This window comes from Streptomyces krungchingensis (genome assembly GCF_054729265.1).
Genome location: NZ_JBPUKY010000001.1, coordinates 2,564,285 through 2,576,736, shown reverse-complemented (window position 1 = coordinate 2,576,736; position 12,452 = coordinate 2,564,285). Strand labels below are relative to the sequence as shown.

The 12,452-nt window shown below is 72.6% G+C and carries 9 protein-coding genes; all 9 read left to right on the top strand.

From position 1 onward, the window contains the following. The first annotated feature begins 27 nt into the window (after positions 1 to 27). The 9 genes from ACSYGO_RS11525 (at position 28) to ACSYGO_RS11485 (ending at position 12,395) form a co-directional block, all read left to right on the top strand. Positions 28 to 669 (top strand): HAD family hydrolase, encoded by a 642-nt coding sequence (locus ACSYGO_RS11525; protein WP_426682506.1) that lies wholly within the window; start codon positions 28 to 30, stop codon positions 667 to 669. A gap of 372 nt (positions 670 to 1,041) precedes the next feature. Continuing rightward, positions 1,042 to 2,076, top strand: coding sequence for a methionine ABC transporter ATP-binding protein (locus ACSYGO_RS11520; protein ID WP_460386616.1), 1,035 nt, complete (start codon positions 1,042 to 1,044; stop codon positions 2,074 to 2,076). Then, positions 2,073 to 2,819, top strand: coding sequence for a methionine ABC transporter permease (locus ACSYGO_RS11515; RefSeq protein ID WP_426682504.1), 747 nt, complete (start codon positions 2,073 to 2,075; stop codon positions 2,817 to 2,819). The genes ACSYGO_RS11520 and ACSYGO_RS11515 overlap by 4 nt, the downstream gene beginning before the upstream one ends. A 119-nt stretch (positions 2,820 to 2,938) precedes the next feature. Next, positions 2,939 to 3,769 carry a MetQ/NlpA family ABC transporter substrate-binding protein gene (locus tag ACSYGO_RS11510; RefSeq protein ID WP_426682503.1) on the top strand — a complete coding sequence of 277 codons (831 nt, stop codon included), beginning with the start codon at positions 2,939 to 2,941 and terminating at the stop codon, positions 3,767 to 3,769. 201 nt (positions 3,770 to 3,970) lie between these two features. Next, positions 3,971 to 4,606: a GNAT family N-acetyltransferase gene (locus ACSYGO_RS11505; RefSeq protein ID WP_426682502.1), complete on the top strand. Its 636-nt coding sequence runs from the start codon at positions 3,971 to 3,973 to the stop codon at positions 4,604 to 4,606. Positions 4,607 to 4,743: 137 nt separating this feature from the next. Continuing rightward, on the top strand, positions 4,744 to 5,955 hold the full coding sequence (cbiE, locus tag ACSYGO_RS11500; RefSeq protein ID WP_432177119.1) for a precorrin-6y C5,15-methyltransferase (decarboxylating) subunit CbiE: 1,212 nt from the start codon (positions 4,744 to 4,746) through the stop codon (positions 5,953 to 5,955). A gap of 345 nt (positions 5,956 to 6,300) precedes the next feature. Further along, a complete protein-coding gene (gene cobT / locus ACSYGO_RS11495) occupies positions 6,301 to 10,026 on the top strand; it encodes a nicotinate-nucleotide--dimethylbenzimidazole phosphoribosyltransferase (protein WP_460386615.1) in 3,726 nt (1,241 codons plus the stop codon). Between the two features lie 241 nt (positions 10,027 to 10,267). Continuing rightward, positions 10,268 to 11,512, top strand: a complete 1,245-nt coding sequence (cobA, locus tag ACSYGO_RS11490) for a uroporphyrinogen-III C-methyltransferase (protein ID WP_426682499.1) — start codon at positions 10,268 to 10,270, stop codon at positions 11,510 to 11,512. A 64-nt stretch (positions 11,513 to 11,576) separates the two neighbouring features. Beyond that, positions 11,577 to 12,395, top strand: a complete 819-nt coding sequence (locus ACSYGO_RS11485; protein WP_095933086.1) for a TrmH family RNA methyltransferase — start codon at positions 11,577 to 11,579, stop codon at positions 12,393 to 12,395. Positions 12,396 to 12,452: the final 57 nt, after the last annotated feature.

The following is a 12,452-nucleotide window of genomic DNA, read 5'->3' as shown; positions in this document are numbered from 1 at the left end:
CCCGGGGTGCCCCGTAGGGTCGACGGCATGAAGATCCACGCAGATGCCCTCCTGTTCGACAACGACGGAACGCTCGTCTCATCCCTCGAGTCGGTGAACCGCTGCTGGACGCGTTGGGCGACGGAGTACGGCATCACGGCCGACGACTTCGCCCGGATCGAGCTGCACGGCCGCCCCGCCGTCGAGATAGCCGCCGATCTGCTGCCCGCCGACGTCGTGCCCGAGGCCCTCGCGCGCATCGAACAGCTGGAGGTCGAGGACGTGCCCGGCGGGGTCGTGGCGCTGCCCGGCACCCTCGCGCTGCTCGACGCGCTGCCCGCCGAGCGCTGGGCCGTGGTCACCTCCGCCACCCGCCGGCTGGCCGAGGCCCGGCTCGAAGAGGTCGGCATCCGCCCCAAGACGATGATCGCCGCCGACGACATCACCCGCGGCAAGCCCGACCCCGAGCCCTACCTCCTCGCGGCCCGTGAGCTGGGCGTCGACCCGGCGCGCTGCGTCGTCTTCGAGGACGCCCCGGCCGGTCTCCAGGCGGGCCGCGCGGCCGGAATGACCACAGTGGCATTGACCACAACGCACCGCGCCCACGAGCTGGACGCCGACCTGGTGGTCGAGGACCTCTCCGCCCTGTCCGTACTGGTCACCGGCCACGGCGTGGAGATCTCCGCCTGACGGAACGGTGTGTCCACCGCTGTCCGCTATTCGGACAGCGGTGGCAGGACCCGCCTGTGGGTCTGCTTTACTTGCACCCATGACCACGACGAGCAGCCGCATCCTTGCGACCGAGGCGACCATGACGCCCGGTGCTCGTTGTATGTGTCGAATGTGCGCCTTCTAGAGGGCCCCCGCACCACCGCCTGATCTCGCGCCCCGAAGCGAGACCGCCGCGCCCCGTCCGTACCGCGTACGTGACTCCGGCTGCCCCGCGCACACGTTTCTCCTTCCGGTTCCTTCGCCATCGCGAGAACCGTGCCGCGTTCCCGACCGCATGCACCCGTGCCCGGCGCACACCCACGCCCTGCACTCGACAGTGACGGAAACCCAGTGATCACGACAACGGGCCTCACCAAGGTCTACCGTTCGCGCGGCCGAGAGGTCATCGCCCTCGACGGCGTCGATCTGCACGTCCGCGAAGGCGAGGTGTACGGCGTCATCGGCCAGTCCGGCGCCGGCAAGTCCTCGCTCATCCGCTGCGTCAACCTCCTGGAGCGCCCCACCTCCGGCACGGTCACCGTCGCCGGACAGGACCTCACCGCACTCGCCGGCCGCGGCCCCCGCGCCGGCAAGGAACTGCGTCAGGCGCGCAGCGGCATCGGCATGGTCTTCCAGCACTTCAACCTGCTGTCCTCGCGCACCGTCCAGGACAACATCGAGCTGCCGCTCGAGATCCTCGGCGTCTCCGGCCGGGAACGCAGCCGCAAGGCCCTCGAACTCCTCGACCTGGTCGGCCTCTCCGACAAGGCCAAGGCCTACCCGGCGCAGCTCTCCGGCGGCCAGAAGCAGCGCGTCGGCATCGCCCGCGCCCTCGCCGGCGACCCCAAGGTGCTCCTGTCCGACGAGGCGACCAGCGCCCTCGACCCGGAGACCACCCGCTCCATCCTCCAGCTGCTGCGCGACCTGAACCGGCAGCTGGGCCTGACCGTCCTGCTCATCACCCACGAGATGGACGTGGTCAAGAGCATCTGCGACTCGGCCGCGCTCATGGAGAAGGGCAGGATCGTCGAGTCCGGGACCGTCAGCGAACTGCTCGCCACGCCCGGCTCCGAGCTCGCCTCCGCGCTCTTCCCGGTCAGCGGCGACGCCTCCGGCGACGACCGCACCGTCATCGACGTCACCTTCCACGGCGAGGCGGCCACCCAGCCCGTCGTCTCGCAGCTCGCCCGCACGTACAACATCGACATCTCGATCCTCGGCGCCGCGATGGACACCGTCGGCGGCAAGCAGGTCGGCCGCATGCGCATCGAACTGCCCGGCCGCTACGAGGACAACGTCGTACCGATCGGCTTCCTCCGCGAGCAGGGTCTGCAGATCGACGTCCTGGGCCAGGAGCCCGTACTGGTCGAGGAAGGTGCCAAGTGACCTGGTCCGAGATGCAGCCGCTGCTGTCCCAGGCGTGTTGGGACACGCTCTACATGGTCGGCTGGTCCACGCTGATCGCCGTCCTCGCCGGCCTTCCGCTGGGTGTCCTGCTGGTCCTCACGGACCGCGGCGGCCTGGTGCAGAACACCGTGGTGAACAAGGTCATCGGGCAGGTCGTGAACATCGTCCGCTCGATGCCCTTCATCATCCTGATGGTCGCTCTGATGTCCTTCACCCGCTGGATCGTGGGTACGACCATCGGCCGCGAGGCCGCCATCGTGCCGCTCGCCGTCGGCGCCATCCCGTTCTTCGCGCGGCTCGTCGAGACGTCCGTGCGTGAGGTCGACGGCGGTCTGGTCGAAGCCGTGCAGTCGATGGGCGGCAACACCTGGACCGTCGTCCGCAAGGTGCTCGTGCCCGAGTCCCTGCCGTCGCTGATCTCGGCCACCACGACCACGGTCGTCGCCATCATCGGCTACTCCGCGATGGCCGGCACCGTCGGCGCGGGCGGCCTCGGCGACCTCGCGATCCGGTACGGCTACCAGCGCTTCGAGTCCGAACTGATGTGGCTCATCGTGGCCGTCCTCGCCGTCGTCATCGCCGTCATCCAGTTCGCGGGCGACTCCGGTGCCCGCGTCCTGCACCGCCGCGCGGGCAAGGGCGGCGAGCCGCTCCGCTTCCGTGTCCTCGCCGGATTCCTGCCCGGCGGCCCGGTCGGCTCCACACCCACCAAGACCCGCTGACACCCGGCTTCCCGCCCCACCCGGCGGCCCGGCCGGCACATGCCGGCCAGGAGCCGCCCAACCCCCGACTCCCCGTCCCACCCGGCGGGTTGCACCACCCATGGAGAAAGGCACTTTTCGTGCGTAACACCACCAAGATCACCGCAGCTGTCCTCGCCACCGGCGCCCTCACCCTGGGCCTGACCGCGTGCGGCTCCGACAAGGCCGACACCAAGGCCAAGGCGTCCGACCCCCTCGTCGTCGCGGCCACCCCCGTGCCGCACGCCGAGATCCTCGAGTACGTCAAGGACCACCTGGCGAAGAAGGCCGGCCTCAAGCTGGAGGTCAAGGAGTTCACCGACTACGTCACGCCGAACACGGCGACCGAGGACGGGTCCGTGGACGCCAACTACTTCCAGACCCAGCCGTACCTGGAAGACTTCAACAAGAAGAACGGCACGCACCTCGCCTCGGTCGCGACGGTCCACCTGGAGCCCCTCGGCCTCTACTCCGAGAAGGTCAAGAAGGCCGGTGACCTGAAGAAGGGCGGCACCGTCGCCCTCCCGAACGACGCCGACAACGAGGCGCGAGCCCTCCGCTTCCTCGCGGCCAGCGGCCTCATCACGCTCAAGAGCGGCTCGGAGGGCACCGCGACCCCGCAGGACATCGCGAAGAACCCGAAGGACCTTCAGTTCAAGGAGATCGAGGCGGCCCAGACCCCGCGCTCCCTGAAGGACGTCGACGCCGCGGTGATCAACGGCAACTACGCCATCGGTGCCGGTCTCTCGCCCGCCAAGGACGCCCTCGCCCTGGAGTCCACGAAGGACAACGCGTACAACAACGTCCTCGCCGTGAAGCAGGGCAACGAGAAGGACCCGCGCGTCGAGAAGCTCGCCAAGCTCCTCACCTCGCCCGAGGTCAAGAAGTTCATCGAGGACAAGTACGCCGGTTCCGTCCTGCCGTCGTTCTAGTCGTCCCGCAGGCCGCCGCGCCACGGGGACGGCCCCCGAGCCGTCCCCGTCGTCCGGCCCCTCCGTCACCGCACGGGGTCCACTCCCTGCCCGGGGTGGACCCCGTGGTGCGGTTCAGTGCTTTCATGCTGCATGCTGGGCAGTTCAGCAGGACCGACGGTTTTTGAAGGCCCGAAGTTCCCGACGGTTACGGAGCGGCGCATGACGAGCACCTTCCCCAGCATCTCCATCAGCACGGAGCGGTTGGTGCTGCGTCCCCTCGACGAGGACGACGTCCCCGCGCTGGCCGAGATGATGAACGACGAGCAGGTCGCGGCCTGGACCGACGTGCCGCAGCCCTTCAGCGAGGACGGGGCCCGCAACTGGGTCACCGAGTACGCGCCCACCGAACGCGCCGCGGGCCGTGGCCTCGACCTCGCCGTCACCGAGTTCCTCACCCAGCGCCTCGTCGGCATCGTCCAGCTCGGCCAGACGAACTGGCACATCCGCTCCACCGAGCTGTCGTACATCATCGCCCCCTGGGCCCGCGGCGAGGGCTACGCCTCCGAGGCGTCGCTCGCCACCGCCCAATGGCTGTTCGGCGACCAGAAGTTCGAGCGCATCGAGATCCGCACCGCGGCCGACAACACCGCGTCCCAGCAGGTCGCCCAGAAGATCGGCTGCATCAGCGAGGGCGTCCTGCGCAACGCCTGCATAGTGCACGTGCGGACGGACGACGGCTGGGCCGACGTCCGTACCGACTTCATCGTGTGGAGCCTGCTGCCGGAGGACCTCGAAGGCGTGGCCGATCAGCTCGCCGACGCCGGCGGGTTCACGTCGTTCTCCGACTGGAACTGACACCGGCCCCGGACCGCGGGACCGCTCCCACCGGCCCGGACCCTCGCGGCGCCCCGCCCAGGCGCACCAGGTACCCTCACGGAGCCCGCCCTCGGGCTGCCCGACTACCTGCGAAGACCCTCTGGAGACTGACGACGATGGCCGACCGGGTCACGGTGATCGGCTGGGACGGCTCGCCGCTGACCGCCGCGGCGCGCTCCGCCCTCGGCGCCGCGACGCTGGTGGCCGGCGCGGCCCACCACCTGGCGCTGCCCGAAGTCCCCGGGGCCGCCGAGCGCATCCGCCTCGGCAGCGTCGCCCTGGCCGCCCGCCGGATCACGAACCACCGGGGCACCGCCGTGGTCCTCGCCGACGGCGACCCGGGCTTCTTCGGCGTCGTACGGACCCTGCGGGCCCCCGAGTTCGGCCTGGAGGTCGAAGTCGTGCCCGCCGTCTCCTCGGTGGCCGCCGCGTTCGCCCGGGCCGGCATGCCCTGGGACGACGCTCAAGTGGTCGTCGCACACCCCCGCACCCTGCGACGCGCGGTGAATGTGTGCCGAGCCCACACCAAGGTCGCCGTACTCACCTCACCGGGCGCCGGGCCCGCCGAACTCGGCCTGCTCCTCGAAGGAGTGCACCGCACCTTCGTCATCTGCGAGGAACTCGGCACCGCCCGCGAACAGGTCACGATCCTGACCTCGGACAAGGCCGCCGACCACACCTGGCGCGACCCCAACGTCGTCATCGTCATCGGCGGCTTCGTGGCCGCGGCGGAGGACGGTGGCTGGATCGCCGGACGCGACCCCGCCCACGGACCCCGCGGCTGGGGGCTGCCCGCCGCGGCGTACGGCGGCGCGCTCGGCGAAGGCGAAACGGATCTGCTCCGTGCCGCCCAACTCGCCCGTCTGGGACCGCGCGTCGGCGACCTCGTCTGGGACATCGGTTCCGGCAGCGGAGCCTTCGCCACCGAGGCCGCGCGCACCGGCGCCGCCGTCATCGCGGTCGACCGCAGTCCGGGCGCCTGCGCGCGCACCGAGGGCTGTGCCCGCCGCTTCGGCGTCCAGATGCAGATCGTGCACGGGACCGCCCCGCACGTCCTGGAGAACCTTCCCGAACCCGACGTAGTACGTGTCGGTGGCGGGGGAGCGGCGGTCGTCTCGGCCGTCGCCGACCGGCGTCCCCAGCGCATCGTGACGCACGCCGCGACCCGCGACGACGCCGAACTCGTCGGCCGGAACCTGACCGAACACGGTTACGAGGTCGAGTGCGCGCTCATCCAGTCCGTCGAACTCGACACGAGGGCCTGGACGGAGAAGGAACGGAGCGTCGCGTTCCTGCTCAGCGGCCGTCTGCCGGATCGCGCCCCGTGATCCTGTTGTCGTACTGCGCGCGGTAGGCTGGCCGATCGTTGTACCGCTCCCGGGTGATCAGCCTTTCGTAGGTCAATGTCCGGAAAACGCGCCCGTTTTGAGGCGTGTGTGGTACGGCAGAGCCGGAGGGCGCGCAACGTGGCGCAGTCCACAGCGGGCACTCGCGGATCACGCTGTCGCGAGGGCGGAACGACCGGGACAATGCCAGTTAATGGCTTTGTCGTCTTTGTTGGCCGGTCGTTCGTGCCGCTGGGCACGCACGCTCGTTCTTCACTGTGGGGCGGTCGGTGCGCCGTTCCGGGCGAGCTGGACTTGGAAGCACTAACCGATGGGCGAGGGGTACGCATGACCGACACCGGCCAGGTCCCGGGCGACGGGCTGCCGGAGAGCGCAGGCATGGTGGAGCAGCCGGGCGTCTCCGCGCCGGGCGCGTACACCTACCTCGACCCCTCCGAGACCCCCGCCGAGGACGACGACCTGCTCCTGATGCCGGGAGCGCAGGGCGCGTGGGGCAACGAAGTGGCGCCCCCGGCGCCGATGCCCTTCGTCCACGAACCCGGCCCGCACGAGACCTCCGGCCGGGACAGCGGCGCGGTCGACCTCGGGGCCGTCCGCGCGCCCGAGCCGGGGCCCGCCCCGCAGCCGGTGACCCCGCGCCGCCCGCTGCACCTCGGACCGCCCACCCCCGACGTCTCCACGAGCCCGGTGCGCTCGCTGGCCGACCGCGGGCCCGCGGGTGCGCCGGCTCCCGCCGCGCCCGTGCCGCCCGTACGGCACGCCGGTCCGCCGACGGTCGGGCCCGAGTACCTCGACGTCCCGCAGTTGGGCGAGACCCCGCCGCAGGGCGCGGTGCCGTGGGGCGCTCCGCCCGTGGCCCCGGAGGCGGGTGCCGCAGAAACGGTCGTCCCTGAGGCGGCGCCGCTGCCGGAACAGATGCCGGTCCCGGAGCCCGTGCCGGGCATCGAGACGCCCCAGGCCCCGCAGGCCGCCGAAGGCACCCCGGCGCCCGGGTTCGAGCAGGCCCCCGAGGTCCAGATCCCGGCTCAGGGCCAGGTCCCGGAGCCCGCCGAGGCTCCCGTGCCGGACGCCGTCGAGGTTCCCGTACAGGTGCAGGCCCCGGACGCCGTCCAGGCCGTGGACGTTGCGCCGGTCGTCCAGGACGCGCCGGACGCGCAGGCACCCGTCGCCGACGCGCCGCAGGACCCGCACATCGCGCCGCCGGCCGCGGAGACGCACCACGCCGAGGACGCCTCGGCCCCGCAGGACCCGCGGGTCCAGGACCCGCGCGTCGCGCACGCTCCCGAGCCGACGGCCTTCCCCGCCGCGGACGCTCCGCTCCTCCCGCCGGTGCCGCAGGAGACGGGGCACACCGCCGGCGTCCACATCCCCGTGCCCGGCCTGCCACCGTCCGAGAGCGAGCACTTCACGCCCGTTCAGGGCACCCCTGTCCAGGACTTCGCACCCGCCGACGCGGTGCACCAGGTGCCGCCGCAGGACCAGGCACCGGTGGCCGAGCCGGTGGCCCAGGCCGATCAGCTCGGGGCTCCTGCCGTCCACGCCCCGGAGCAGGGCGTCCAGTACGCGGACGTCGCCGCCCACGCCGACGCCGCGCAGACGTTCCCGGCGGCTGTCGCGCACGCCCCCGAGGCCGTGCAGCACGCGCTCTCCGCCGACACCTCGCACGGGCAGCCGGTCCCCGGCCTCGACGCCGTCGCGGCCCAGCAGTTCGAGGACCCCGCAGTGTTCGCGCAGGGCGGGCCCGCCGAGTCGCTGCACGGCGTCCCGGTGGGTGTAGCCGCGCACGGGCAGATCGCCCAGGCGTCGGCCGGCCGGCCGCACGGGGAGCCGTACCTCTCCGGCGACGGCGCCGGTGGCGCCGGTCTCCCGGTCGGTACCCCGCCGGAGGCCCAGGAGGACCACACGCTCGGCCAGTTCGTGCCCGTGGAGGGCACCGTGCCGACGACCCCGCACCTGGCCCCGACCCCGCCGCACGCCATGACCGTGCCGCCGCTCCCCGAGGAGGAGCGGCCCGTGGCCGAGGAACCGGCCGACGAGATGATCGTGGTCGCGCCCGCGCCGGTGGAGGAAACCGCCGGAGACCTCGCCGAGGCCCCCGCCGCCGAGCCGGAGCCGGTCGCTCCGGTCGTCGTGCCGGCGCCCCGCGAGGGCGAGCCCGAGAGCGGGGCCGACGCCCCGGCCGAGGCACCCACCGCCGAACCCGAGCCGCTCACCGCGGACCCGGAGCCCGTAGTCGCACAGCAAGCGGATGACCTGGACACCCAGGTCGCCGACCAGGAAGAGAGCACGGCCGTAGTGGAAGACGCACGAGAGTCCACCGGCCCGGCGGCCCCCGGCTACGACGACGCCGAGCGCGAGGCGGTGCTCCGCGTGATGCGCGAACGCCGCGACATCCGCAACGGCTTCCGCAACGACCCCATCCCGCACGACGTGCTGCTGCGCGTCCTGGAGGCCGCGCACACCGCACCCTCCGTCGGCCACTCCCAGCCGTGGGACTTCGTCGTCATCCGTTCCGCCGACACCCGGCGCGCGATGCACGAACTGGCGGCACGTCAGCGCGAGGCGTACGCGAAGTCGCTGCCCAAGGGACGCGCCAAGCAGTTCAAGGAACTGAAGATCGAGGCCATCCTCGACACCCCGGTGAACATCGTCGTCACCGCCGACCCGACCCGCGGCGGCCGCCACACCCTGGGCCGCCACACCCAGCCGCAGATGGCCCCGTACTCCTCCGCGCTCGCGGTCGAGAACCTCTGGCTCGCCGCCCGCGCCGAGGGCCTCGGCGTCGGCTGGGTCAGCTTCTTCGACGAGCGCGAGATGGTCCGCGCCCTCGGTCTGCCCGAGCACCTCGAAGTCGTCGCCTACCTGTGCGTCGGCTACGTCGACGAATTCCCGGACGAGCCCGAGCTGATGCAGGCCGGCTGGTCCAAGCGCCGCCCGCTGTCCTGGGTCGTGCACGAGGAGACCTACGGCCGTCGCGCGCTGCCCGGTGAGGAGCCGCACGACCTGCTCGCCGAGACCGTCTCCAACATCCGCCCCCTGGACGCCAAGGCGCTCGGCGAGGCGTGGGAGCGCCAGAAGCGGATGACCAAGCCCGCGGGCGCCCTCGGCATGCTGGAGATCATCTCCGCGCAGCTGTCGGGCCTGTCCCGGATGTGCCCGCCGCCCATCCCGGAGCCGGCCGCCGTCGCCATCTTCGCGGGCGACCACGGCGTGCACGCCCAGGGCGTCACCCCCTGGCCGCAGGAGGTCACGGGGCAGATGGTGGCCAACTTCCTGGGCGGCGGAGCCGTCTGCAACGCGTTCGCCAACCAGGTGGGCGCCGAGGTCTGCGTCATCGACGTGGGCGTCGCCTCCGACCTGCCGGCCACGCCGGGCCTGCTGCCTCGCAAGGTCCGCGCGGGCACCGCCGACATGACGACGGGCCCCGCGATGACCCGCGAGGAGGTCGTCGCCGCCATCGAGGTGGGTATCGAGACGGCCCGCGACCTAGTGGCGGCCGGCAACAAGGCGCTGCTCACCGGCGAGATGGGCATCGCCAACACCACCGCGTCCGCCGCCCTCATCTCGGTGTTCACGGACACCGACCCCTCCGAGGTGACCGGCCGCGGCACCGGCATCAACGACGAGACCCTGGCCCGCAAGACCGAGGTCGTGCGCCGCGCCATCGAGCTCCACCAGCCGGACCCGGCCGACCCCATCGGTGTGCTCGCGGCCCTCGGCGGCCTCGAACACGCCGCGATGGTCGGGCTGCTCCTCGGCGGCGCGTCCCTGCGTACGCCGGTGATCCTGGACGGCGTCAGCGCCGGCGCCGCCGCCCTGGTGGCCCGCGCCATCGCCCCCGAGGTCCTCGCCGCCTGCATCGCGGGTCACCGCAGCGCCGAGCCGGGCCACGTGGCCGCCCTGAACAAGCTGGGCCTGCGCCCGCTGGTCGACCTGGACCTGCGCCTCGGCGAGGGCACCGGCGCGCTGCTCGCCCTGCCGGTCGTGCAGAGCGCGGCGCGCGCGATGCACGAAGTGGCGACGTTCGACTCCGCGGGAGTAACTGAGAAGTAGGCGATCGGCGGTGCTGTCCGGGCGCTTCGCGCGAAGCGCCCGGACAGCACCACGCGCCCGTCCGGACCTGCGGAGCCCCGGGCGCGGTCCCGCGGTCCGGAAAGGGGCGGTCCGGCGGGTGAAAAATCCCACCCGCCCCCGCCGCTCACCGCCCCGCACCATAAAATCCGCACGTCAGGGGCCACTCCAACGCCGCAGCGGCCTCACCCCGCATCGCCCTGCACGAGGAGCCGCACCTCCCATGGCCGAACACCCCGCCTACCCCGTAGGCCTCCGCCTCGCCGGCCGCCGCGTAGTCGTCCTCGGCGGCGGTCAGGTGGCCCAACGCCGTCTCCCGGCCCTCATCGCGGCGGGCGCGGACATCCACCTCGTGTCCCCGCAGGCGACCCCGTCCGTCGAGGCGATGGCCGACGCGGGCGAGATCACGTGGACGCGGCGTGCGTACGAGGAGGGCGACCTCGCCGACGCCTGGTACGCGCTGATCGCCACGAGCGACCACGGGGCGAACACGGCCGCGTCGGCCGAGGCCGAGCGGCACCGCGTGTGGTGCGTCCGCTCGGACGACGCGGACGCGGCGACCGCCTGGACCCCGGCGACCGGCCACAGCGAAGGCGTCACGGTCGCCGTCCTCACGACGGACGCCCGGGGCCGCGACCCCCGCCACACCGCCGCGATCCGGGACGCCGTGGTCGAGGGCCTGCGTGACGGCACCCTGGTCGCGCCGCACCACCGGACCCGCACACCGGGCGTGGCCCTGGTCGGCGGCGGTCCCGGCGACCCGGACCTGATCACCGTCCGCGGCCGTCGGCTGCTCGCCGAGGCCGATGTGGTCATCGCGGACCGGCTCGGCCCGCGCGACCTGCTCGCCGAACTTCCGCCGCACGTCGAGGTGATCGACGCGGCGAAGATCCCCTACGGCCGCTACATGGCCCAGGAGGCCATCAACAACGCGCTGATCGAGCACGCCAAGCAGGGCAAGTCCGTGGTCCGGCTCAAGGGCGGCGACCCGTTCGTCTTCGGCCGCGGCATGGAGGAGGCGCAGGCGCTGGCCGAGGAGGGCATCGCCTGCACGGTCGTCCCCGGCATCTCCAGCTCGATCTCGGTGCCGGGCGCGGCCGGCATCCCCGTCACGCACCGCGGTGTCGCCCACGAGTTCACCGTGGTCAGCGGACACGTGGCCCCCGACGACGAGCGCTCCCTGGTCGACTGGCCGTCCCTGGCCAAGCTGACCGGCACCCTCGTGATCCTCATGGGCGTCGACAAGATCGGCCGGATCGCCGAGGCCCTCGTCGCGCACGGCAAGCCGGCCGACACTCCCGTCGCCCTGGTGCAGGAGGGCACGACCGCCGCGCAGCGCCGCGTCGACGCGACCCTGGCCACCGTCGCCGAGACCGTCCGCGAGCAGGACGTGAAGCCCCCGGCGGTGATCGTCGTCGGAGAGGTCGTGAACGTGGGCGTGCAGAGCTCCCCGAAGACATCCGAGTAACCACGGGTAACCCAACCCGTTCCCAGCCGTTGGCACCGAACCCAGGACAAGGCAGTATCACCCTGTGGCCGATCTCATCACCGTCGAGAACCCCGACGACCCGCGTCTGAGCGACTACACGGGCCTCACGGACGTGGAGCTGCGCCGCAAGCGCGAGCCCGCCGAAGGCCTGTTCATCGCCGAGGGCGAGAAGGTCATCAGACGGGCCAAGGACGCCGGGTACGAGATGCGCTCGATGCTCCTGTCCGCGAAGTGGGTCGACGTCATGCGCGACGTCATCGACGAGCTCCCGGCCCCCGTGTACGCGGTCAGCCCGGAGCTCGCCGAGCAGGTCACCGGCTACCACGTGCACCGCGGCGCGCTCGCCTCCATGCAGCGCAAGCCGCTGCCGACGGCCGAGGAACTGCTGCGGTCGGCGCGCCGCGTCGTCGTCATGGAGTCGGTCAACGACCACACCAACATCGGCGCGATCTTCCGCTCCGCGGCCGCCCTCGGCATGGACGCGGTCCTGCTCTCGCCGGACTGCGCGGACCCGCTGTACCGGCGGTCCGTGAAGGTCTCGATGGGCGCCGTCTTCTCCGTCCCGTACGCCCGCCTCGACTCCTGGCCCAAGGGCCTGGAGACGGTGCGCGACGCGGGCTTCACACTGCTCGCCCTCACCCCGGACGAGAAGGCCAGGTCCCTCGACGAGGCCGCCCCCCACCGCATGGACCGGGTCGCCCTGATGCTCGGCGCGGAGGGCGACGGCCTGTCCACGAAGGCCCTGATGGCCGCCGACGAGTGGGTCCGCATCCCGATGGCCCACGGCGTCGACTCCCTCAACGTGGGCGCCGCGGCGGCCGTCGCCTTCTACGCGGTGGCCACGGGCCGCCCCCAGGCCTGACACCCTCGGACCCACCGGACGTCCGCACCCGACGGTGGCGCGGCCCGCCGTCACTCC

Bases quoted from the DNA above. Each gene is read 5' to 3' on its own strand.
- ACSYGO_RS11525 (WP_426682506.1), top strand. From the start codon at position 28: ATGAAGATCCACGCAGATGCCCTCCTGTTCGACAACGACGGAACGCTC.
- ACSYGO_RS11505 (WP_426682502.1), top strand. From the start codon at position 3,971: ATGACGAGCACCTTCCCCAGCATCTCCATCAGCACGGAGCGGTTGGTG.
- cbiE (WP_432177119.1), top strand. From the start codon at position 4,744: ATGGCCGACCGGGTCACGGTGATCGGCTGGGACGGCTCGCCGCTGACC.
- cobT (WP_460386615.1), top strand. From the start codon at position 6,301: ATGACCGACACCGGCCAGGTCCCGGGCGACGGGCTGCCGGAGAGCGCA.
- cobA (WP_426682499.1), top strand. From the start codon at position 10,268: ATGGCCGAACACCCCGCCTACCCCGTAGGCCTCCGCCTCGCCGGCCGC.